Below are 21,945 nucleotides of genomic sequence, written 5' to 3'. Positions count from 1 at the left end.
CTCAGGCTACCGTTCCGAGCCTGACGGGCTGCTGGGGCCGGCGGAGGGGTCACGGGGCGACGGCGGTCCGCGCGTCGCCCGCCGAGACCACGGAGCGGACGAACTGCGACATCCAGTCGGTCGACGTGCGCTCGACGTCCTCCGACACGGTGCCCGCCGTCTCGGGGATCGCCGACTCGGGCAGGTCGTCGTCGATCAGGTAGACGACTTCGCCGGGACGGACGTAGTAGAGCCGTTCCCGGGCCTGCGTCGTGATGAACGCCGGATCGGTCCACTGCTGACGCTCGGCCTGCAGCGCCTCGACCTCGTCCTGACCGACCCGGACCGACTCCTGGAGCGCCGCGATCTGAGCGCGCTGGTCGAGGTACGTGCCGACCGACGGGACGAGCACGAGGGCGGCGAGCGCGACGAGCCCCAGCATGATGAAGGCGAATCCCGACAGGCGGATGCCGCCGAGCCAGTCTCGTACGTCGACGCGCCGCCCGGCCGGCGCCGGCGACGCACGCCGTTGCGCCGAGGAACGCGGAGAGGGAGCCGTCGTCTTGACCACGGCTCCCCCTCTCGTTACGTTTCGGCGCAGATCAGCCCTGGAATCGCGGGAACGCTGCGCGGCCGATGAACTCCGCCGCGTCGCCCAGCTCCTCCTCGATGCGCAGAAGCTGATTGTACTTCGCCACACGCTCGGACCGAGCGGGCGCGCCGCTCTTGATCTGACCGGCGTTCACGGCGACCGACAGGTCGGCGATCGTCGTGTCCTCGGTCTCGCCCGAGCGGTGCGAGAGCATGGTGGTGTACCCGGCGCGGTGCGCGACCGAGATCGCGTCGAGCGTCTCGGACAGGGTTCCGATCTGGTTCACCTTCACCAGCAGCGAGTTCGCGGCTTTGCGGCGGATGCCGTCGGCCAGACGCGCGGGGTTGGTGACGAACAGGTCGTCGCCGACGAGCTGCACCTTGTCGCCGAGCTTCTCGGTGAGGGCGGTCCAGTTCTCCCAGTCGTCCTCGGCGAGAGCGTCCTCGATCGTGACGATCGGGAAGTCGTTCACGAGCTGCACGTAGTAGTCGGTCAGCTGCTCGGCGTTCCAGTCCTTGTTGTCGAGGCGGTAGACGCCGTCGCTGAAGAACTCCGTCGCGGCGACGTCGAGACCGAGGGCGATCTCGGAGCCGGGCGTGAAGCCGGCCTTCTCGATCGCCGTGACGAGGAACTCGAGGCCCTCGCGGTTGCTGGGCAGATCGGGCGCGAAGCCGCCCTCGTCGCCGAGGCCCGTCGCGTAACCGGCCGCCTTCAGCTCGCTGCGGAGAACGTGGTACACCTCGGTGCCCCAGCGGAGCGACTCGCTGAAGCTCTCGGCGCCGATGGGCGCCAGGAAGAACTCCTGCATGTCGATGCCGTTGTCGGCGTGCTCGCCGCCGTTGATCACATTGAACAGCGGAACGGGCAGAACGTGCGCGTTGGGACCGCCGAGGTAGCGGAACAGCGGCAGATCGGCCGAGTCGGCCGCGGCCTTCGCGACGGCCAGCGACACGCCGAGGATCGCGTTCGCACCGGTGCGCGACTTGTTCTCGGTGCCGTCGGTCTCGATCAGGATCTCGTCGATGATGCGCTGCTCGCTGGCGTCGACACCCTCGATCGCCGGGCCGAGCTCGTCGATGACGGCGTCGACGGCCTTCCGCACGCCCTTGCCGTTGTACCGGCTCTTGTCGCCGTCGCGCAGCTCGTACGCCTCGAAGGCGCCGGTGGATGCGCCGGAGGGAACGGCCGCCCGCTGGACGATGCCGTCGTCGAGCAGCACCTCCACCTCGACGGTCGGGTTGCCACGCGAATCCAGGATCTCGCGTGCGCCTACAGCCTCGATCAGTGCCACAGGGGTACTCCTTGCTTGTGGAGGGTGAGTCTCGGAACGTCGTCGGTCCGGATTCGAGTCTAGTGACCTGAGGCCCGCGCGCCCGGGTCGGTGTCTTCCGGAGTCGGATCGGCCACGACGCGCGCGGTCGCCTCGTCCGAACCGGCGAGCACGGCCAGGGCGATGCCGTCCCAGCCCTTCGCGTCGAGCGTCTGCAGCGCGGTCGCGTCGAACCGCGGGTCGCGCGCGAGCATCTCGAGTCCACGGCGGACGCCGGCGACCTGCTCGTCCTCGGTGGCCGGGTCGGCGACCCGACCGGCACGGACGACGTTGTCGACGACGACGATCGCGCCCGGTCGGCCCAGGCGGGCGGCGTGGTCGAGGTAGACGGTGTTCGACTCCTTGTCGGCGTCGATGAAGATCAGATCGAACGGCCCGTCGACGGTGGGCAGCACGTCGGCGGCACGACCGACGATCACCGAGACCCGGTCATCGAGCCCCGCGCGCGCGATGCTCCGACGGGCGATCTCGGCGTTGAGCGTTTCGGCTTCGATCGAGACGAGTCGCCCGCCATCGGGGAGGGCCCGCGCCATCGCGATCGCCGAAAAGCCGCCGAGCGTCCCGATCTCGAGCACGCGCTCGACGCGGCCGATGCGGATGAGCAGCTGGAGGAGCTTGGCGCTCAGGCGCGAAACCTCGATCGCGGGCAGTCCCGCGGCCTCCTGATCGGCGACCGCGCGCTCGAGGGCGTCGTCGCGTTCGAGCAGCGTCTCGGAGAGGTAGGCATCGGTACGGCGCCAGTCGGCGGGTGTGGGATCGGCCATCACCCCAGCCAATCGCACCGCGCTCGCGGGCGCCAGCATCCGATCGGCGGCGACCTCGGCGAGAGCGGCGACGACCGCCGGCAGCAGGGCGTCCGCGGTGCGCCGATATCCGAGTGCGCTCGGGTGGAACCGGTCGAGGCTGAACATCCGGTCGGGCTCGTCGACGAAGACCGGGCCCACGGTGCGACGCAGGGAGACCACACGCGCCCCGGCGGCGCGAGCTGCGGACTCCTGCGCCGCCGCGAGCGAGCGCGACGCGCGCGACGCGAAGCTCCGAAGCGGCTCCGGAACGGGCCGGAGGGCGCCGAGGTCGGGGCACGTGCCGACGACGACCGCGCATCCGTCGGCGCGCAGACGCGCGACGGCTCGCGCGAGGCTGCGCGCCGCCTGGCCGGCGGGAACGCGGTGGGTCACATCGTTGCCCCCGACGACGATGACGGCGACATCGGCACGGGCGTCGTCGCCGAGCGCGTCGATCTGCGCCATGAGCGTCGCCGACTCCGCACCGACGACCGCGCCGGTCCGAAGACGCACGGGTCGGTGCGCGCGCAGCGCCAACCCCTTCGCCAGTCGCGCGCCGAGGGTGTCCTTCCGCCGCGCGGCGCCGAGCCCCGCGGCCAGCGAGTCGCCGAGCATCACGAGTCGCACCGGCTCCCCCGCGAGCGATCCGCGCCAGAGCCGATCGGCGTCGAGAGCGGACTCGCCCAGCGGCTTGCCGATGCGATCGCGCGCGATCGCCGCCTGGCGACCGAGCACCCTGCGCGATGCCACGGCCACGGCTCCGAGCGAGAGCGCCGCGCCGCCGAGGGCGGCCGCCATCCGTCCGGCAGGGGATGTCATGGCGCCAGGACAGCACGCGCCGGTGAACGGATGCCGACGCTCGAACCACCGACGGGATAACGTTCCCGCGTCAGGCGGGCTCGGCGGCGACGCCCAGGTCGCGCACGAGGTAGACCCAGGGGAACGCCCGGCAGCCGATCTCCCACCCCTCGGCCCGCACGCTCTCCAGCGACACGCGCCACAGGATGCGTCGATGCTCCCACTGCGTACCGGTGCGCAGCATCCGGTGCGCGAGCATCCCCACCCCGACCGTGTGCCACCCCTGGCGCCCCGCCGCGTCGAGCTCGGGCAGTTCGTCGAAGGCGGTCACGGGGCCGAGCCAGCGTTCCTCTCCCGGGGGCGCGGCCGAGACATCGGCGCTTCCCGGCTCGGCGCCGAAACGCTGCTGCGCCGCCTGGCGGGACATGCCGAGCTCCGACCCGATCCGGGCCCAGCTCGCTCCCCCGGCCCGCGCCGCGGTGATCGAGCGGTGAAGCAGCATCCGCACGTCCGCCTCGGCCCGACTGCTGGCCGCGACGAGGCGGAGGTGTGCGTCGACGTCGAGGGGCGCCCCGATCGAGTCCGCGGACTGCGGAACGCGCGCGGCGGCGAGCACGGCCCGGCCGATGGATTCGGCCAGGACGTCCGGATCGTCGGTGCTCACGCAGCGGATTCCGAGGGTGCGCTCGCGGGCCGCCACGCGGGCGTCGCGGCCCCCCGCCGCATGCCGGTGACGAGACCCAGCAGATAGGCCGCGACGACGACCATGGCGATGCCGGACCCCAGCGCGAAGCCACCCCAGAACCCCGCCCAATCGAGGACGAGCGCCGTCAGCACCAGCACGGCACCGACGACCGCGGCGGACAGCGCGACGAAGCGGATGCGGGCGATCGGTTGCGACGGCGGCTGCGTGCGAGTCATCTGTCAATCTTGGATTGACAACCCTTGCCGCGTCAAGAGGCTCTTGACGTCAGGCGTCGAGCGATCGCGGCTCCAGGGCGGCGATGTCGTCGCCGGCGCGGAGCGACACGAACGAGGTGTAGCCGTCGGCGGCCGCCCGCTCGAGCATCGCCTTGACGTTCTTCGGGCGCTGCTCGAGGCGCACACGCGCCCCCGTGGCGACCACGTGCGCCTTCGCCGCGAGCAGCTCGCCCAGCGGCACGTCCCGGTCGTGCACCAGCACCACCGCGGGCTGCTGCCCGGCGTCGGCCACGCCGAGGAGGTCCACCAGCCTCTCGAAGCCGAGCGAGAAGCCTACCGCCGGCACGTCCGTGCCGAGGAATCGGCCGATCATGCCGTCGTAACGGCCACCGCCGCCGAGGGAGTACGACACCGACGTGTGGGCGAGCTCGAAGATGGTCCCGGTGTAGTACCCCATCCCCCGCACCAGGAACGGGTCGAAGACCAGCGGAATCTCGCCCGCCGCCGGACGCGCCGCACGCACGGCCTCGCCGATGCCCACGAGGTGATCGATGACCTCGGCTGAGACGCCCTCGGGCAGCCGCGCTCGGATGTGGTCGGCACCGAAGGCGGCTGCGTCCGGCGCGGGCAGGCGCAGGAAGCGCTCGAACCCGGCCACGGCGGACTCGTCCGCGCCGCGCTCGCGGAGCTCCGCGACGACCCCGTCGACACCGACCTTGTCGAGCTTGTCGATCGTGATGAGGATGCCGGGGCGCTCAGCCTCCCCGAAACCGAAGGCCGCGAGCATCCCGTCGAGCACCCGCCGGTCGTTCACGCGCACGGTTCCGCCCTCGAGGCCCAGCGCGTCGAGCGCGTCGAGACTCGCGACGATCAGCTCGGCCTCGGCGCGGGCCGTCGCGTCGCCGATGATGTCGATGTCGCACTGCACGAATTGGCGGTAGCGACCCTTCTGAGGCCGCTCGGCCCGCCACACCGGGGCGATCTGGATCGCGCGGAAGACCGACGGCAGCGCGGCGCGGTGCGAGGCGTAGAAGCGCGCGAGCGGCACCGTGAGGTCGTAGCGCAGACCCAGGTCGGTCAACGCGGCCGGGTCGTCGGCGGCGGCGCGGATCGTCTCGGCGTCGAGGCCCCGGGCGAGGACGTTGTAGGCGAGCTTCTCGTTGTCGCCGCCGATGCCGGCGTGCAGCCGCCCGTACTCCTCCATGACGGGTGTCTCGATCTCGTCGAAGCCGTGACCGCGGTAGCGGTCGCGGATGACGGCGAGGACGCGCTCGCGGCGGGATTTGTCAGCGGGCAGGAAGTCGCGCATGCCGCGCGGCGGGTTCACGGTGGGCACCGCCCTATCCTTCCAGGTCGCCGAACCCCTCCGTCCGGCGCACCTCCGCCTCGACACGGCGGAGCGCACCGCGGAGCGCCCGTTCGGCGTCGAGGCCGTGCACCCGCGCACCCGCCACGAGCGCGAGAAGCGCGTCCCCGAGCTCGTCCTCCGATGTCGGGACGGACCGCGGCGCGACGGGAGCGGCCGGACCGGCGACGCCGACGCGTTCGGCACGGCCCAGCACCTTCTGCGCGCGGGCGAGTCCCGGCATCCGCTCGGGGACCCCATCGAGCACGCTTCGGCGCTCCCGCTTCTCGGCGGCCTTCGCCGCGTTCCACAGCACGAGGACCTGCTCGGGCGTCTCGGCGGTCTCGCCCGCGAAGACGTGCGGATGCCGTCGCACCATCTTCTCGGTCAGCCCGCGCGCGACGTCGTCGATGTCGAACGGCTCCGCGGCGCCGCGCGACGCGATCTCGGCGTGGAAGAGCACCTGCCAGAGCAGATCGCCGAGCTCCTCGCGCAGGTCGGCCGAGGTGCCGGTCTCGACCGCCTCGATCACCTCGGCGGCCTCCTCCTCGAGATACGGCACGAGGTCGTCGTGGGTGATGGCGGCCGACCAGACGCAGCGGTCGCGCACGGCGCGCATCGTCTCGGCGGCCTGGCGGAGCGGGTCGGTCATGGCGTGTCCTTCCGGCGGGATCCCTCAGGCTAGCTCGCGAGGCACCCCGGTCGCCCGAGGCGCCCGCACCGGGACGGCGTATGACGGCCGTGTCGGGAGCATCGCCCCGATGCCAGTAATTTGGACGTGTGCGCGAGATGACCCGAACCGAAGCCATCGACATCGTCGGACGCTACGAGGCCGAGCAGGAGATTCCCGAGGCGATGCGCTCGGACGTCCGGATGCTCGGCTCGATGCTCGGCCAGGTGCTCCGCGAGAGCGGCTCGGCGGGGCTGTTCGAGGACGTCGAGCGGCTGCGCGGCGCGACGATCCAGGCCTACACCGACGAATCGCCCGAGGCGTTCGAGCGGGCCGCGGCCATCGCGGAGTCCTTCAGCGTCGCCCGAGCCGACGAGGTCGCCCGCGCCTTCACCGTCTACTTCCACCTCGTGAACCTGGCCGAGGAGCACCAGCGCGTGCGCCTGCTGCGCGAGCGCGCCGGCATCTCCGACCAGGACAGCGCGGGCGATTCGATCCCCGCGGCGTTCGCTCGGCTCTCCTCCGAGATCGGTGAGGACGAGGCCCGCCGTCGTCTGCGCGACATGCGCTTCCACCCCGTCTTCACCGCCCACCCGACCGAAGCCCGTCGCCGCGCGGTGTCGGAGAGCATCCGCCGCCTCGTCACGCTCCTCGACACCCTCGAGAACTCCTCGGCGGGCGGCGCCGAGCACCGTCGTGCGCGCCGCCGCATGCTGGAGGAGATCGACACGCTGTGGCGCACCTCGCCGCTGCGGGCCGAGAAGCCCACGCCCACCGACGAGGTCCGCGCGGTGATGTCCGTCTTCGACGACACGCTGTACACGACCATTCCGCTCGTGTACCGCCGCCTCGACGACGCCCTCCAGGGGGATGCCGCCGGCAGCACCCCGCCCGTGGTCGCGCCCTTCGTCCGCCTGGGCACCTGGGTGGGCGGCGACCGCGACGGCAACCCGTTCGTCACCGCCTCGGTCACGAAGAAGGCGGCGGGTATCGCCGCCGAGCACGTCCTGCTCGGCCTCGAGCGCAGCGCCGACCGCGTCGGCCGCGGCCTCACGATGTCGGGAGAGACGACCCCCGCGAGCCCCGCGCTCCTGGCCCTGTGGGACCGGCTCGCCGCCTCCGACGACGACGGCGCGACGAACGCCGTCAAGCGCGCCCCCGGCGAGCACCACAAGCGCGTCATGATGCTGCTCGGCCGCCGCATCCGGGCGACGCGGCTGCGTGACGCCGACCTCGCGTACACCGACCCGCAGGAGCTCCTCGCGGACCTGCGCACGGTGCAGGAGTCCCTCCGACTCGCCGGAGCCGCCCGTCAGGCCTTCGGAGCGCTGCAGCAGCTCATCTGGAGCGTCGAGACCTTCGGATTCCACCTCGCCGAGCTCGAGGTCCGTCAGCACTCCGCCGTCCACCGCACGGTCCTCGCGGAGTGCGAGGCCGGCGGGGAGCGCAGCGAGCTCGCGACCGAGGTGCTCGAGGTCTTCCGCACGATCGCCCAGGTGCAGAAGCGGTTCGGCCCGCGCGCCGCCGGCCGCTACATCGTCTCGTTCACGCAGTCGGCGACCGACCTGCAGAACGTCCACGCCCTCGCGCGCCACGCGGTCGGTCCCGAGGGCACGCCCCCGGTGCTCGACGTCATCCCGCTGTTCGAGACCTTCGCCGACCTGCAGGCGGCCCCGGGTATCCTGGCCGAGATCGTCGAGCATCCCGCCTTCGCCGCGCGCCTCGAGGCCACCGGGCGCCGGCTCGAGGTCATGCTCGGGTACTCGGACTCGTCGAAGGACGTCGGCCCGGTCGCCGCGAACCTGGCCCTGTACGAGGCGCAGGCGAAGATCGCCGCGTGGGCACAGGCCGAGCGCATCGAGCTCACGCTCTTCCACGGCCGCGGCGGCGCCCTCGGCCGCGGCGGCGGACCGGCCAACTCGGCGATCCTCGCGCAGCCGCCGCACTCCGTCGACGGGCGCTTCAAGCTCACCGAGCAGGGCGAGGTCATCTTCGCCCGCTATGGCGACCCGGACATCGCCCTCCGCCACATCGACCAGGTGGCCGCGGCCATCCTGCTGGCCTCGGCGCCCTCGATCGAGGAACGCAACAGTCGCGCCGCGGAGCGTTACGCCGACATCGCGGCGACGATGGACACCGCCTCCCGCGAGCGGTTCTTCGCGCTGGTCAAGGCACCCGGCTTCGCTCCCTGGTTCGCCACGGTCACCCCCATGGAGGAGATCGGACTGCTCGCGCTCGGCTCGCGGCCGGCACGCCGCGGCCTCTCGGTGGAATCGCTCGAAGACCTCCGCGCCATCCCCTGGGTGTTCGCCTGGACGCAGGCCCGCATCAACCTGGCCGGATGGTTCGGTCTCGGCACCGCACTCGAGGCCGTCGGCGACGAGGCGCTGCTGCGCGAAGCGTACGAGCAGTGGCCGCTGCTGCGGACGGTCATCGACAACGTCGCGATGAGCCTCGCGAAGGCCGACCCGCGTATGGCGCGGCGCTACCTTGCTCTCGGGGATCGCGACGAGCTCGCCGAGCTCGTGCTCGACGAGATGCTCCTCACCCGCGACTGGGTCATCCGCATCGCCGGCGGCGACGGACTGCTCGCCAACAAGCCGGTGCTGCAGCGTGCGGTCAAGATGCGCAGCCCCTACGTCGACGCACTGTCGCTGCTCCAGCTCCGCGCTCTGCGCGCCCTCCGCTCCGGCGATGCCGGCGCCGAGACGCCCCCCGAGTGGCAGCGCCTGCTGCTCCTCAGCGTCAACGGGGTCGCGGCCGGGCTGCAGAACACGGGCTGATCCCCCGCTTCACGCGTCGACGGAGTCGTCGCATTCTGCTTCATAGGGCCCAAGGTGACCGCAGAAGGCGACGAGTCCGCATGGTGCGTGTCGACGGAGTCGTCGCTTTCTGCTTGATGGGACTCCCGGTGACCGCAGCAGGCGACGAGTCCGGGCGTGCGCCGGAGACGGGACGCTCCCGGGCGCGCCGGCCTCGCATAGGGTGGTAACCCGTGTCTGCTGCTCCGACGTCCCCCGCCACCGCACCCGGCGAGGCGGGATCGACCCGTGTCTCGATGCTCACGCTCTCGACGTTCGTCGTGGGCTCGATGGTCGGCGCGGGGGTCTTCTCGCTCCCGGCCGGATTCGCATCCGAGACCGGAGTCGCGGGCGCCCTCGTCGCCTGGGCGATCGCCGGCGGCGGGATGCTGACCCTCGCGTTCGCGTTCCAGCTGCTCGCCGTGCGGCGGCCGAACCTCGACGCCGGCGTCTACAGCTACGCGCGGGCGGGCTTCGGGCGATACCTCGGATACGTCTCGGCCTTCGGCTACTGGGCGAGTGCGTGCGCCGGGAACGTCTTCTACTGGGTCTTCATCATGTCGACCCTCGGTGCCGTGGTCCCCGGGCTCGGCGCGGGCGACACGCCGCTGGCCGTCGCGCTGGCATCGATCGGTCTGTGGCTCTTCTACGTGCTCATCCGCCGCGGAGTCCGCGTCGCGTCGGCAGTGAACCGCGTCGTCAGCATCGCCAAGACGGTGCCGATCGTGCTGTTCATCGTCCTGTGCCTCACCGTCTTCGACCCCGCCGTGTTCGCCGCCAACTGGGCCGGCACGCCCGGCATCCCGATCTGGGACCAGATCCGCGCGACGATGCTCGTCACGGTCTTCGTCTTCATCGGCATCGAGGGCGCGAGCGTCAACTCGCGTCACGCTCGCTCGCGCCGCGACGTCGGACGCGCGACGCTCCTCGGCTTCCTCAGCGTCCTGGCCATCTTCGCCTCGGTGACCGTCGTCTCGTACGGCGTCCTGCCGCGCGACGAGATCGCCGCCCTCTCGGAGCCGTCGCTCGGCGGCGTCCTCGAGGCGGTCGTGGGCCCCGTCGGCGCGGTGTTCGTCGGCGTCGCGCTCATCGTGGCCGTCCTCGGCGCCTACCTGTCGTGGACGCTCATGGCCGCGGAGGTGCTGCTTCAGGCCTCGCGCTCCGGTGACCTGCCGCGCTTCCTCTCGCGGACGAATGCGCACGACGCCCCCGTCGGCGCGCTGACGCTGTCGACGGTGATGGTCCAGGTGCTGCTCGTGGTCGTGCTCTTCGCCGAGAACGCCTTCGACGTCGCACTCGACCTCACGAGCGTGCTGGTGCTCATCCCGTTCGTGCTCTCAGCGGCCTACGCGCTGAAGGTCGCCCTCGGCCGGGACGGCGGCGTCGACCCCGAGGGCGAGAGCCCGGCCCGCCGCCGACGGATGCTGCAGATCGCCCTCACGGTGATCGCCACCGCCTATACGGCGTTCCTCCTCTACGCCGCCGGTCCCGCCTATCTGCTGCTGTCGCTGCTCATCATCGTGCCCGGCTCGGTGCTGTACGTCGCCGCGCGCCGGCGGGCCGGCGAGCGGCCGTTCACCCCGGTCGAGGTCGTCCTCCTGGTGATCGGCATCGCCGGCGCCCTCGCGGCGATCGTCCTTCTCGCGACCGGCGCGATCACGCTCTGAGGCCGCCGGGAGCCGCCTCGCATCCGGCTCAGACCGTCGCCGACTCCTTCGCGGGCAGCGGGAAGAGCTGGTCGAGGAGCTGCCCCGTCCAGGTGATGAGGTCCGCGTCGCCGAGAGGCGTGCCGCCGGCCGACGGCAGCGGCACGACGAGCGCTTCGCCGCCGGCCAGCAGCTTGGCCTTCGGGTAGAGCCGCTGCACGCGGATACGCATGGACTCAGGCAGCCGCGCGGGCGCGATCCGCAGGTTCGCGCCCATCGCGACGACGTCGGTGAGACCGGACTGGGCGGCGCGCCGGCGCAGGCGTGCCACGGCGACGAGGCCGGTGACCTCCTGCGGCGGCCGGCCGTAACGGTCGGTGAGCTCGTCGACGACGAGATCGATCGCGTCGTCCTTGGCCGACACCGCCGCGGCCGCCGAGAGCTTCTGGTAGGCCTCGAGGCGAAGCCGCTCGCTGTCGATGTACTCGTCCGGGATGCGGGCCGCGACCGGCAGCTCGAGGCGGAGCTCGGCGGGTCCGTCGACCTCCTCGCCGCGGAACGTCGAGACCGCTTCGCCGATCATGCGCAGATACAGGTCGAACCCGACGCCCGCGATGTGCCCGGCCTGCTCGGCGCCCAGCAGGTTGCCCGCGCCACGCAGCTCGAGGTCCTTCAGGGCGACCTGCATCCCCGAGCCGAGGTCGTTGTTCACCGCGATCGTCTCGAGGCGGTCGGCGGCGGTCTCGCTCAGCGGCTTGTTCTCGTCGTAGAGGAAGTACGCGTACGCGCGTTCCCGGCCGCGTCCGACGCGTCCGCGCAGCTGGTGCAGCTGGCTGAGGCCGTACTTGTCGGCACGGTCGATGATGATGGTGTTCGCGTTGGAGATGTCGAGACCGGTCTCGACGATCGTCGTGGAGACGAGCACATCCGCGCGCCGCTCCCAGAAGTCGTCGACCACCTGCTCGAGCTGGTGCTCCCCCATCTGACCGTGCGCGACAGCGATGCGAGCCTCGGGCACCAGCTCGCCGAGCTGAGCCGCGACGCGCTGGATCGACTGCACGCGGTTGTGCACGAAGAACACCTGCCCTTCGCGCAGGAGCTCGCGCCGGATCGCGGCGGCGATCTGCTTGTCGCTTCGCGGTCCGACGTAGGTGAGGATCGGATGCCGGTCCTCGGGCGGGGTCGCGAGAGTCGACATCTCTCGGATGCCGGTGACCGCCATCTCGAGCGTGCGCGGGATCGGGGTGGCGCTCATCGCGAGGATGTCGACGCCCGTCTTGAGCTTCTTCAGGGCGTCCTTGTGCTCGACGCCGAACCGCTGCTCCTCGTCGACGATGAGGAGGCCGAGGTCTTTGAACACGACCTGCTCGGTGAGGATGCGGTGGGTGCCGATGACCATGTCGACGGTGCCGTCGGTGAGACCGGCGACGGTGTCGCGCGCCTCCTTCGCCGTCTGGAACCGCGAGAGCGACCGCACCTTCACGGGGAAGCCCGCGAAACGCTCGGAGAACGTCTCGAGATGCTGCTTGGCGAGCAGCGTCGTGGGCACGAGCATGGCGACCTGCTTGCCCTCCTGGATCGCCTTGAAGGCCGCGCGCACGGCGACCTCGGTCTTGCCGAAGCCGACATCTCCCGACAGCAGTCGGTCCATCGGGATCGGCTTCTCCATGTCGGCTTTGATCTCGTCGATCGTCTGCAGCTGGTCGGGGGTCTCGGCGAACGGGAAGGCCTCCTCCAGCTCGCGCTGCCACGGCGTGTCGGGACCGAACGCGTGCCCCTTCGAAGCCATGCGCGCGGAGTAGAGCTTGACGAGCTCGACGGCGATGTCGCGCACCGCCTTGCGAGCCTTGCCCTTCGCCGCGGCCCAGTCGCTGCCGCCCATCTTCGACAGCACCGGCGCCTCGCCGCCGACGTAGCGGGAGAGCTGGTCGAGCTGATCGGTCGGCACGAAGAGCTTGTCGCCCGGGTAGCCGCGCTTGGCCGGCGCGTACTCGAGCACGAGGTACTCGCGCTGGGTCTTGACGGCATTGCGGCCGCCCGACGAGACCTCGCGCTGGACGAGCTCGACGAACTTGCCGATGCCGTGGGTCGCGTGGACGACGACGTCGCCGGGCTTGAGCTGGAGCGGATCGACCACGTTCCGACGGCGCGAGGCGAGCTTCTTGACGACGCGACCGTCGCCGCCGATCGTGCGTCCGTAGAACTCGCTCTCGGTGAGCACCGCCAGCCGGGCCTCGGGTGCCTCGAAGCCGCGCTCGAGCGAGGCGACGACGCACACGGCCACCGGCTCGTCCGTCAGGTCCGTGACGTCACCGGCCGTGCGCGCCGCGATGCCGCGCTCGGCCAGGACGTCGCGAGCGCGATCGACGAGGCCCGGGCCCGACGCCGTGACCACGACCCGCCACCCCTGCGCGAGAAGGCCGCCGATGTAGGTCGTCGCGCCGTCGACGTTGCCCGAGAACGAGGGGATGGCCGACGCCGTGATGCGGCGGTCGACGTCTCCGCCGCCCTCGGTATCGGTGAGTCCTTCGGCCAGCGCATCGGCGGCACCGGAGTCGAACGCGCTCAGCTCCCACCACGGCCCCGAGCGCTCGCGCGCCGCCTCCCGCAGCTCGGGAAGGGTCAGGAAGTCGCCGGCCCGGAGGTCGACGGGACTGTCGGCGCCCGCCGTCGCGGCGCTCCACGCGGCCTCGAGGAACTCCCGGTTGGTCTCGCCGAGGGTGCGTGCGCGCGTCCGCGACCTCTCGGGATCGACGAGGGCGATCCCGGCCCCGCGCGGCAGATAGTCGACGAGCGGAACGACCCGGTCGACGAGCGCCGGGAGCAGCGACTCCATGCCCTCGACGGGGATGCCCTCGGACATCTTCTCGAGCATGCCGGTGAGGCTGGGGAAGGATGCCGTCATCCCCCGCGCGCGCTCGCGGACGGCATCCGTCAGCAGCAGTTCGCGTGCGGGCAGGAGCTCGGCCGAGGTGATCTCGCCGGGAAGCGATCGCTGATCGGCGATCGAGAAGGCGCGGATCTGGTCGACCTCGTCGCCGAAGAAATCGACGCGGAGCGGGTGGTCGGCGGCGGCGGGGAAGACGTCCAGGATGCCGCCGCGCACCGCGAACTCGCCGCGGCGCGACACCATGTCGACCCGGTGGTAGGCGAGCTCGACGAGCCGGCGTACGACGTTCTCGAGCTCGGCGCCGCGCGCTCCGACGACCAGGCGTACGGGCTCGGCCTCGGTCAGTCCTGCGGCGATGGGCTGCAGCGCCCCGCGCACCGACGCCGTGACGACGAGGGGGGCGTCGCCGTGATGCGCGGCCAGGGTGCGCAGCACCTCGAGTCGGCGTCCCACGGTCTCGGCACTGGGGCTCAACCGCTCATGCGGAAGCGTCTCCCATGCCGGGAAGTGCATGACGGCGGCGTCGGGTCGCAGGCACGTGATCGCCTGTCCGATCGTCTCGGCACGGCGGCCGGTCGGCGCGATCACGAGGATCACGGGAGGCTGGCCGGCGGCGCGGCGCCGGTCGATGAGTGCCGCCAGCAACGGCGCATCCAGGCCGTCGGCCAGGGCGACGTCGACGCTGCCGGAACTGCCGGCGGCCACCGCCTCCCGGAAGGAGTCAGCCTGCGAAAGGGCGCGCACGATCCCGGGAACTGTCACCGGAGAAGCCTACCTCCGGCCGCCGACACGGGCGCTCGGCCGGCCTCGACCTTTCTAGGATGGGCAGGGTGAGCACGCCCCCTCCGGCCGGGAATCCGGCCTTCGCCGCCCCCTACCGCGTCCCGCCGCCGGGAACCCTGCCGCCGTCCCCGGCGGCACGACGCTCGCGGGCCGTCGGCATCGCCGCCGCCGCGACCGCCGCGCTCACGCTGTGCGCGGCGGTCATCGCGAACGCCCTCGCCGGTGCGCGGTTCGGCGCGAGCGGCGCCATCGCGGACCTGCTGGCCAGCGGCGGCGACCTGCGAGCCCTGTCGCCCGTGCGCGGCTGGGTCCTCGTCGTCGAGATCGTCTTCTGGTCGGCGGCGGCCCTGTGGACGGCGGCGATCGTGCTGGGCATCGTCGCGGTGGTCGGCCGGCGCGGTCGCGCGCTCGGCGTCGCCGCCATCGTCACGGCCGCTCTGGGCCCGGTCGTCGCGCTCGCGGCCGGTTCCGCCGCCCTGGCCGTCACGGGCTGATCGGGGCCCGCTGGAGCTTCGACCGCCGCTCGGCGGCCGCGCGCTCAGCGTGGCGCGTGGAACCGCTGCTGAGCGGCGAGAAGGCCGTCTTCGACCACGGTCTCCACGGCGTCCGCCGCGTCGGAAACGAGGATCTCGAGGGTCTTCCGCTCCGCCGGCGAGAACGGATCGAGGACCCAGTCCGCCGGATCCTGCGCGCCGACCGGTCGGCCGATGCCGACGCGCACGCGTGGGAAGTCGGGCGTGCCGAGCGCTTTGGCGACGTCGCGGACGCCGTTGTGGCCGCCGTGACCTCCCCCGGTCTTGAGCTTGATGGTGTCGAACGGGATGTCCAGCTCGTCATGGACCACCACGACGCGTTCGGGAGCGACCCCGTAGAAGCTCGCGAGACCGGCGGCCGGCCCTCCCGAGACGTTCATGAAGGTCTTCGGCTTCGCGAGCACCATCTTCGCCGCGCCCGGCCGCAGCCAGGACTCGGCCGCGAGGGCGTTCGCCTTGTGGGACCGGAGCGTCTCACCTCGACGGCGGACCAGCTCGTCGATGACCATCTGCCCGATGTTGTGCCGCGTGGGAGCGTACCGCGGACCCGGATTGCCGAGTCCGATGATGAGCCAGGTGTCTGCCATGGCCTGCCTTCCGAACGACGGAGCCCGCCCCCACCGTGGTGAGAGCGGGCTCCGCAGGGGTGTGCCTTACTCGGACTTCTCGTCGCCCTCGGCCTCGGCCTCATCGGCCTGCTCGGCGGCGGTCGCCTCGTCGGCGGCCTCGATCTCCTCGACGGCCGCGAGGGTCGCAGCGGGCACCGAGACCGCGACGACGAGCGTCTCGGGGTCGGCCAGCAGCGCGGCGCCGCGCGGGAGCGTCAGGTCGGCGGCCGTGATGCGCGCGCCGTCCTCGAGGCCCTCGACGTCGACCTCGAGCGTGTTCGGAATGTGGGTCGCCTCGACCTCGAGCGAGATCGACGCCGCATCCTGCGTCGCGATGGTGCCCGCGAAGGGCTCGCCGGTGACGACGACGGGAACGTCGACGTGGACCTTCTCGCCCTTCTTCACGACGAGCAGGTCGATGTGCTCGATGATCTGGCGCACCGGGTCGCGCTGAACGTCCTTGACGAGCACGAGCTGCTCGGCGCCGTCGACGACGAGCTCGATGACCGCGTTCGCGCGGCGCACGAGCAGGAGCATCTGGTGGCCGGGCAGGGCGACGTGCACCGGCTCGGTGCCGTGGCCGTAGATGACGGCGGGGATCTGGCCGGCGGCACGCAGACGGCGGGCGAAGCCCTTGCCGAAGTTCGTGCGCGTCTCGGCGTTGACCTTGGTGTCGGTCTCGGTGGACATGCGTCTCTCCTTGCGGGCCGGAGAAGCCCTGGTAGCGGTATGCGGGTTCGACGCGAACGCGAGCGCGTGGAGAGGAAGCGTCCTGCACACACCCTCGTCGATCACGGATGCCGGTGCGTCACCGATGCGGTGACGTGCAGCATCCCTCGCCGAAGTACACGCCCACTCTACCAGCGCTCGGTAAGGTGGATGCGACGTCGTCTACGCCACGGAGGAATTATGGAATACGGCTGGCTCTCCCACGTGCTTCTGTGGGTCATCGGTGCGATGACGCTCGGATCGATCGTCTCGGTCACCCTCGCGCTGTATTCGATGGGCCGCCAGGGATACCGCAAGAGCTGACCGCACGCTCTCCCACCCGCTTCGCGCACGAGCGCGCCGCCCCTCGGGGACGGCGCGCTCGCGTCGTTCTCGGGCGGATGTCAGTCCGTCGGCCAGACGGCCACGACGACCTTGCCGGAGGACTGCGAGTCGCGCGCCGTCTCGAATGCCGACACCACGTCGTCGGCCTCGATGGTGTGGGTGACGACGCGCTCGATCCCGGGCTCCGCATCGAGCAGGCGGACCGCTGCGTCGATCTCGTCGGCGAACCGGAAGGTGCCCGAGTAGGTCACCTCCTTGGCGATGAACGGAGCGAGGTTCACCGGTCGCGGCTCGTTCGGCATCATGCCGACCTGCACGACGGCGCCGGCCGGCCGAGCTGCGCGCAGCGCCGCCGAGACGGATGCCGCGACGCCCGAGCACTCGAGCACGATGTCGTAGGCGTCAGCCGGCGGCTGCTCGACGGTGACGTCGAACGTGCGCGTCGCACCGACGGCGCGCGCCCGCTCCAGGGGCCCTGACAGGACGTCCGTCGCATGCACCTCGGCGGCTCCGGCCGCCACGGCTGCGGCGACGGCGAGCAGCCCGATCGGGCCCGACCCGGTGATGAGCACCGTGGCGCCGTCGACGGACCCGGCCTTCGCCAGGCCGTGCATCGCGACGGCGAGGGGTTCGGCGAGAACGGCGCGGGCGACCGGCAGCGTCGCCGGCAGCACCCGCACCATGCCGCGGTCGACGAGGATCTGCTCGGCGAGCGCGCCCTGCGTGTGGGGCCACGTCGACGCGCTGCCGAGGTATGCGCCGCCCGGCCAGAGATGAGGCGACTCGGCATACGCGGCCACGGGGGTGCCGAAGGTCGCGGGGTGGACCGTCACCGGGGTTCCGGACGGCCACTCCCCCGTCGGATCCAGATCGATGCGGCCCGACAGCTCGTGGCCCGGGACGAGGGGCTCGCGAACGACGAACGCGCCGTTCGCGCCCTCGAAGTAGTAGTGCAGGTCCGACCCGCAGATGCCGACGTACTCGACCCGGATCCGCACCTGACCGGCGCCCGGCTCGGGAGTCGGGACATCCCGGATGTCGATGTCCTGCTTGCCGGTGATGAATGCTGCGCGCATGGTGCCGCCTCTCGGTGGGCGGGTGGCGTCGGTGCCGCCGGGCGTCCGGAACCCCCGCGTTAGGATTCGGGTGCGCCGAGGGGTCGACTCGGCGCTCGAGGTGAGTCTACATAAAATAGTATCTTTCACTTTCTGTCATCACATGTTTGGGTGCTCTCATGGCGCAGGCTTCGCACGGTTCGGTGCTCGACGACCTCGGCGGCCGGATCGCCGCGGGTGAGCAGGCCCCCGGATCCGTGCTCACGCTCGCGGGCCTCGAATCGCACTACGGCGTCTCGCGCACGGTCGTCCGCGAGGCCGTCCGTGTCCTGGAGGCGATGGGCATGGTCGAGTCCCGGCGGCGCGTGGGCATCACCGTGCGGCCCATCGACCGGTGGAACGCCCTCGACACCCGCCTGATCGACTGGCAACTGCGCGGACCGAGCCACCGGCATCATCTCGCCGTCGTGACCGAACTCCGCGCAGCGATCGAGCCCGTCGCCGCAGCCCTCTCCGCTCGGCGCGCGAGCGACGTCGAGCGCGCCGAGATCGCGCGCCTGGCCGCCGAGCTCCAGCGCCTCGGCGCGGCGGGACTCGGCGACTCCGACGAGTACCTCGCGATCGACATCGCCTTCCACGAACTCATCCTCGACACGAGCGGCAATCTCATGCTCGCAGCGACGAAGGCGGCTATCTCGGCCGTGATCGCCGGACGCGCTCGCCTGGGTCTCACTCCGGGCGATCCGCACGACGTCGCGCTCGAGAACCACGTCGCGACCGCCCGGGCCATCGCCCGCGGCGACGCGGCTTCGGCCGAGGAGCACACCCGGACGTATGTCGAGGCGATCCTGTCGGAGGTCCGCTCGAGCTGAGGGGCGGGTCAGCCCGCAGCGGGATCGACCGGGCGCGTGCGCTCGTAGGCCTCCCGATAGCGGGCGAAACCGGCGTCGTACTGCTCCCGGAGCTGCGTCCGCGGCACGACGGTGCGCGTCGGGGCGGAGTCGAAGGCGGGATGACTCATCCCCATGCCGCTCGCGCTCAGTCCCATCCGCACGGCGCCGACGATCGAACTGTGCTGGCGGGTCGACGCCTCCATCTCGGCGCCGAACACGTCAGCCGTCAGCTGCGTCCAGAACGGTGACGACAGCACGCCTCCCGACAGGATGATGCGCCGCGGCATCCCGTTGAGAGCCGTCAGCTCGCGATAGCAGTGGAAGAGCGAGTACACGATGCCTTCGAGCACGGCCTGGTACATGTCCGCGCGCGAGTGCTGCGGCTCGAGGCCGAGGAAGCCGCCGCGGCGCTGATCCTGCCAGCCGGGACTGCGCTCGCCGAACAGGAAGGGCAGGAACACCGGCATCGAGCGGTCCTGCGCCGACAGCAGCGGCTCGATGTCGGCGTAGTCGGTCTCGGCCGGGAACAGATGGCCCTTCGCCCAGTCGACGCAGTTGCCGCACCCCGAGGTCGCCGCTCCGCTGAGCGGGCCGACCGGCGAGCGGTAGGCCCACGTGCTGCGGTTCGGCGAGAGAGCCGGATGCCGCGTCGAGAACCGCAGCGCTCCGCTCGTGCCCATCGAGAACGTCATGTCGCCGGGTTCGGTCGCGAGGTCGCCGATCTGGTTCAGCCCGCCGTCGGGTCCCGGAGTCAGCACGGGGATGCCCGCTCGCTGCCCCAGCAGTCGTGCTCCCTCCTCGGTGAGCGGAGCGGTGTCGGTCGCCGCCCGCAGTTCGGGCAGCAGCACCCCGGCGAGATCGAAGTGCGCGATGATCTCCGGGTCCCAATCGGCCGTCTCGGCGTTGAGCAGGCCGGTGCCAGATGCCACCGAGGCGTTCGTCCAGGTCTCGCCGGTCAGGCGCGCGAAGGTGACGGTGGCCTGATCGAGAGCGACCCGGCCGTCGATGCGGATGCCCTGCTCACGCAGGTGGACGAGCTTGAAGACGGGATAGCTGGCGTTCACCATGCACCCGGTGCGGCCCGAGAACCATCGCGCGAAGTCGTCGTCGAGCCGCAGCCGCGCGCAGAGCTCCCGCGCACCCGTGTAGGGCCATTCGTACACGGGCGTCGCGGGAGCCAGGTCGGGCTCGCGCAGGGTCAGCCCGTGCCAGGTGCCGCTGAGCACGACGAGGTCGACGCGAACGGTCTCGGCCGCCTCCCGCCCGAGCGCGAGCAGCTGTTCGACGAGATCGTCGGGGTCCCGCACCGCCGTGTCGGAGCCGCTCAGCACGAAGCGGCGATCGCGGACGTCGCTCCAGCCCGACTCGGTGTCGAAGAGCATCGCCTTCGCCGATGTCGTGCTGGATTCGAGAGCGAGGATGATCATGAGTCCTAGTCCGTCGTGAGGGGGCGGGGTGCCACATGCGGTGGCCGACCGGACCGAGGACGACCTCGGCCCAATGATATGATCATATCGGGATCGCCTCGCGGGCGAGGACCTGTCGACGCCGTGTCACGAAAGCGTGGGGCGGATGTCGCGGCAGTACGCTGAGACCGTGGGACGCACTCTCCCGCATCCCGTCCACCCGCACGCGAACCTGGAGCTACGCATGGCGTCGACCCCCTCACCGACAGGACCCTCGACCGATCAGGATCAGGCGCCGCACGAAGCGGCGACGGCCCACGAGGGCGCTCCCCGCCCCGAGGACGTCGACCGTCCGACGCCGACCGAGAGCTCCGCACCGTCCGAGGCGGGTACCGGATCGGCCAACATCGGCGTCGTGGGGCTGGCCGTCATGGGCTCGAACCTCGCACGCAACCTCGCGAGCCGTGACGGCAATACGGTCGCGGTCTTCAACCGCTCGCGCGGGAAGACGGACGAGCTCATCGAGACGCATCCCGAGGCCGAGTTCGTCCCCGCCTTCTCGTACGAGGAGTTCGCGGCGAACCTGCAGAAGCCGCGCACCGCCATCATCATGGTGAAGGCCGGCGGCCCCACCGACGCCGTCATCGACGAGCTGATGCGCGTGTTCGAGCCCGGCGACATCATCGTCGACGGCGGCAACTCCCTCTTCACCGACACCATCCGCCGCGAGAAGGCCGTCCACGAGGCCGGCTTCAACTTCGTCGGCATGGGCGTCTCGGGCGGCGAGGAGGGCGCTCTCCTCGGCCCGTCGCTCATGCCGGGCGGACCCGACGAGTCGTGGGTCACGCTCGGTCCCATCCTGAAGTCGATCGCCGCCGTCGCCGAGGGCGAGCCGTGCGTCACCCATGTCGGACACGATGGGGCCGGACACTTCGTCAAGATGGTGCACAACGGCATCGAGTACGCGGACATGCAGCTCATCGCCGAGGCCTACGACCTCATCCGACGCGGCACCGGCAAGTCCCCCGCCGAGATCGCCGACATCTTCGCCGAGTGGAACCGCGGCGAGCTGGAATCGTACCTGATCGAGATCACCGCCGAGGTGCTCCGCCAGACGGATGCTGCGACCGGCAGGCCGCTGGTCGACGTCATCGTCGACCAGGCCGGCGCCAAGGGAACCGGAGCCTGGACGGTCCAGACCGCCCTCGACCTCGGCGTGCCCGTCTCCGGCATCGCCGAGGCGGTGTTCGCCCGCTCGCTCTCGAGCCACCGCGAGCAGCGCGACGTCTCGGGCTCGCTGCCCGGACCCGACGACGCGTCGTTCACGGTCGAGGACCCGACCGCGTTCATCGAGCAGGTCCGCCTGGCACTGTACGCCTCGAAGATCGTCGCGTACTCGCAGGGCTTCGACGAGATCCGCGCGGGGGCGTCCCAGTACGGCTGGAACATCGATCTCGGCGCGGTGTCGAAGATCTGGCGTGGCGGCTGCATCATCCGCGCGCAGTTCCTCAACCGCATCGCGGACGCGTACGCCGCCGAAGCGGAACTGCCGGTGCTGCTCACCGCGCCGTATTTCGTCGAAGCCCTCGGGCGCGCCCAGGACGCGTGGCGCCACATCGTGCAGGCCGCCGCGGGTGCCGGCATCCCCGCCCCCGCGTTCAGCTCGTCGCTGTCGTACTATGACGGGCTCCGCGCCGAGCGTCTGCCCGCCGCTCTCATCCAGGGCCAGCGCGACTTCTTCGGTGCGCACACCTACAAGCGCATCGATAAGGACGGCACGTTCCACACGCTGTGGTCGGGCGACCGCTCCGAGGTCGAGGCCGAAGACACGCACTGACGCACCGCATCGGCGTCGAC

18 protein-coding genes are annotated in these 21,945 nt (G+C 71.5%); 6 read left to right on the top strand and 12 right to left on the bottom strand.

Features of this window, described 5'->3' with window-relative positions; genetic code table 11:
• Positions 1-49: 49 nt before the first annotated feature.
• From F6B42_RS06265 to F6B42_RS06230, 7 genes are all read right to left on the bottom strand, one after another.
• A complete protein-coding gene (locus F6B42_RS06265; protein ID WP_223878388.1) occupies positions 50-550 on the bottom strand; it encodes a septum formation initiator family protein in 501 nt (166 codons plus the stop codon).
• Positions 551-581: 31 nt separating this feature from the next.
• Positions 582-1,862: a phosphopyruvate hydratase gene (eno, locus tag F6B42_RS06260; RefSeq protein ID WP_150418788.1), complete on the bottom strand. Its 1,281-nt coding sequence runs from the start codon at positions 1,860-1,862 to the stop codon at positions 582-584.
• A 59-nt stretch (positions 1,863-1,921) separates the two neighbouring features.
• Positions 1,922-3,505 carry a GDSL-type esterase/lipase family protein gene (locus F6B42_RS15115; RefSeq protein WP_317983615.1) on the bottom strand — a complete coding sequence of 528 codons (1,584 nt, stop codon included), beginning with the start codon at positions 3,503-3,505 and terminating at the stop codon, positions 1,922-1,924.
• 70 nt (positions 3,506-3,575) lie between these two features.
• Complete coding sequence (locus F6B42_RS06245; RefSeq protein WP_150418787.1) at positions 3,576-4,148, bottom strand: hypothetical protein; 573 nt, start codon at positions 4,146-4,148, stop codon at positions 3,576-3,578.
• A complete protein-coding gene (locus F6B42_RS06240; RefSeq protein ID WP_150418786.1) occupies positions 4,145-4,405 on the bottom strand; it encodes a hypothetical protein in 261 nt (86 codons plus the stop codon). The genes F6B42_RS06245 and F6B42_RS06240 overlap by 4 nt, the downstream gene beginning before the upstream one ends.
• Before the next feature lie 49 nt (positions 4,406-4,454).
• A complete protein-coding gene (hisS, locus tag F6B42_RS06235) occupies positions 4,455-5,714 on the bottom strand; it encodes a histidine--tRNA ligase (protein WP_223878435.1) in 1,260 nt (419 codons plus the stop codon).
• A gap of 31 nt (positions 5,715-5,745) precedes the next feature.
• On the bottom strand, positions 5,746-6,402 hold the full coding sequence (locus F6B42_RS06230; RefSeq protein WP_150418784.1) for a MazG family protein: 657 nt from the start codon (positions 6,400-6,402) through the stop codon (positions 5,746-5,748).
• Positions 6,403-6,530: 128 nt separating this feature from the next.
• Here F6B42_RS06230 and F6B42_RS06225 point away from each other — a divergent pair, with 128 nt between their 5' ends.
• Positions 6,531-9,203, top strand: a complete 2,673-nt coding sequence (locus tag F6B42_RS06225) for a phosphoenolpyruvate carboxylase (protein WP_150418783.1) — start codon at positions 6,531-6,533, stop codon at positions 9,201-9,203.
• A 275-nt stretch (positions 9,204-9,478) separates the two neighbouring features.
• Positions 9,479-10,888, top strand: coding sequence for a basic amino acid/polyamine antiporter (locus F6B42_RS06220; RefSeq protein ID WP_150419531.1), 1,410 nt, complete (start codon positions 9,479-9,481; stop codon positions 10,886-10,888).
• A gap of 28 nt (positions 10,889-10,916) precedes the next feature.
• Here the strand turns inward: F6B42_RS06220 and mfd are convergent, their stop codons facing one another.
• Positions 10,917-14,519, bottom strand: coding sequence for a transcription-repair coupling factor (mfd, locus tag F6B42_RS06215; RefSeq protein ID WP_191089291.1), 3,603 nt, complete (start codon positions 14,517-14,519; stop codon positions 10,917-10,919).
• A gap of 68 nt (positions 14,520-14,587) precedes the next feature.
• On the opposite strand from mfd, the gene F6B42_RS06210 reads away from it, so the two are divergent.
• Positions 14,588-15,034: a hypothetical protein gene (locus tag F6B42_RS06210; RefSeq protein ID WP_150418782.1), complete on the top strand. Its 447-nt coding sequence runs from the start codon at positions 14,588-14,590 to the stop codon at positions 15,032-15,034.
• Between the two features lie 44 nt (positions 15,035-15,078).
• On the opposite strand, the gene pth is transcribed toward F6B42_RS06210, so the two are convergent.
• Entirely contained in the window at positions 15,079-15,660 is a 582-nt protein-coding gene (pth, locus tag F6B42_RS06205) for an aminoacyl-tRNA hydrolase (protein WP_150418781.1), read from the bottom strand.
• Between the two features lie 66 nt (positions 15,661-15,726).
• Positions 15,727-16,371 (bottom strand): 50S ribosomal protein L25/general stress protein Ctc, encoded by a 645-nt coding sequence (locus F6B42_RS06200; protein WP_150418780.1) that lies wholly within the window; start codon positions 16,369-16,371, stop codon positions 15,727-15,729.
• Between the two features lie 219 nt (positions 16,372-16,590).
• Here F6B42_RS06200 and F6B42_RS15065 point away from each other — a divergent pair, with 219 nt between their 5' ends.
• The gene (locus F6B42_RS15065) at positions 16,591-16,713 is read left to right on the top strand and encodes a hypothetical protein (RefSeq protein ID WP_263405870.1); all 123 of its coding nucleotides are present in this window, start codon (positions 16,591-16,593) and stop codon (positions 16,711-16,713) included.
• An 80-nt stretch (positions 16,714-16,793) separates the two neighbouring features.
• On the opposite strand, the gene F6B42_RS06195 is transcribed toward F6B42_RS15065, so the two are convergent.
• Positions 16,794-17,810, bottom strand: a complete 1,017-nt coding sequence (locus F6B42_RS06195) for a zinc-binding dehydrogenase (RefSeq protein ID WP_150418779.1) — start codon at positions 17,808-17,810, stop codon at positions 16,794-16,796.
• A 158-nt stretch (positions 17,811-17,968) separates the two neighbouring features.
• Between F6B42_RS06195 and F6B42_RS06190 the strand changes: the two genes are divergently transcribed.
• Positions 17,969-18,661, top strand: a complete 693-nt coding sequence (locus F6B42_RS06190; RefSeq protein ID WP_150418778.1) for a FadR/GntR family transcriptional regulator — start codon at positions 17,969-17,971, stop codon at positions 18,659-18,661.
• Positions 18,662-18,669: 8 nt separating this feature from the next.
• Here the strand turns inward: F6B42_RS06190 and F6B42_RS06185 are convergent, their stop codons facing one another.
• A complete protein-coding gene (locus F6B42_RS06185; protein WP_150418777.1) occupies positions 18,670-20,109 on the bottom strand; it encodes a gluconokinase in 1,440 nt (479 codons plus the stop codon).
• Between the two features lie 223 nt (positions 20,110-20,332).
• Here F6B42_RS06185 and gndA point away from each other — a divergent pair, with 223 nt between their 5' ends.
• Entirely contained in the window at positions 20,333-21,925 is a 1,593-nt protein-coding gene (gene gndA / locus F6B42_RS06180; protein WP_150419529.1) for an NADP-dependent phosphogluconate dehydrogenase, read from the top strand.
• The last annotated feature ends 20 nt before the right edge of the window (positions 21,926-21,945 follow it).

This window comes from Microbacterium radiodurans, from assembly GCF_008710705.1.
Classification (GTDB): domain Bacteria; phylum Actinomycetota; class Actinomycetes; order Actinomycetales; family Microbacteriaceae; genus Microbacterium; species Microbacterium radiodurans.
The sequence above is the reverse complement of the archived record's forward strand: the minus strand, read 5'-3'. Positions and strand labels throughout refer to the sequence as shown.

Coding starts and splice junctions, on each gene's coding strand:
- F6B42_RS15115 (WP_317983615.1), bottom strand. CDS start 3,505: ATGACATCCCCTGCCGGACGGATGGCGGCCGCCCTCGGCGGCGCGGCG.
- F6B42_RS06190 (WP_150418778.1), top strand. CDS start 17,969: ATGGCGCAGGCTTCGCACGGTTCGGTGCTCGACGACCTCGGCGGCCGG.
- F6B42_RS15065 (WP_263405870.1), top strand. CDS start 16,591: ATGGAATACGGCTGGCTCTCCCACGTGCTTCTGTGGGTCATCGGTGCG.
- hisS (WP_223878435.1), bottom strand. CDS start 5,714: ATGCGCGACTTCCTGCCCGCTGACAAATCCCGCCGCGAGCGCGTCCTC.
- F6B42_RS06195 (WP_150418779.1), bottom strand. CDS start 17,810: ATGCGCGCAGCATTCATCACCGGCAAGCAGGACATCGACATCCGGGAT.
- F6B42_RS06200 (WP_150418780.1), bottom strand. CDS start 16,371: ATGTCCACCGAGACCGACACCAAGGTCAACGCCGAGACGCGCACGAAC.
- F6B42_RS06220 (WP_150419531.1), top strand. CDS start 9,479: ATGCTCACGCTCTCGACGTTCGTCGTGGGCTCGATGGTCGGCGCGGGG.
- F6B42_RS06230 (WP_150418784.1), bottom strand. CDS start 6,402: ATGACCGACCCGCTCCGCCAGGCCGCCGAGACGATGCGCGCCGTGCGC.
- F6B42_RS06240 (WP_150418786.1), bottom strand. CDS start 4,405: ATGACTCGCACGCAGCCGCCGTCGCAACCGATCGCCCGCATCCGCTTC.
- F6B42_RS06185 (WP_150418777.1), bottom strand. CDS start 20,109: ATGATCATCCTCGCTCTCGAATCCAGCACGACATCGGCGAAGGCGATG.
- pth (WP_150418781.1), bottom strand. CDS start 15,660: ATGGCAGACACCTGGCTCATCATCGGACTCGGCAATCCGGGTCCGCGG.
- gndA (WP_150419529.1), top strand. CDS start 20,333: ATGGCGTCGACCCCCTCACCGACAGGACCCTCGACCGATCAGGATCAG.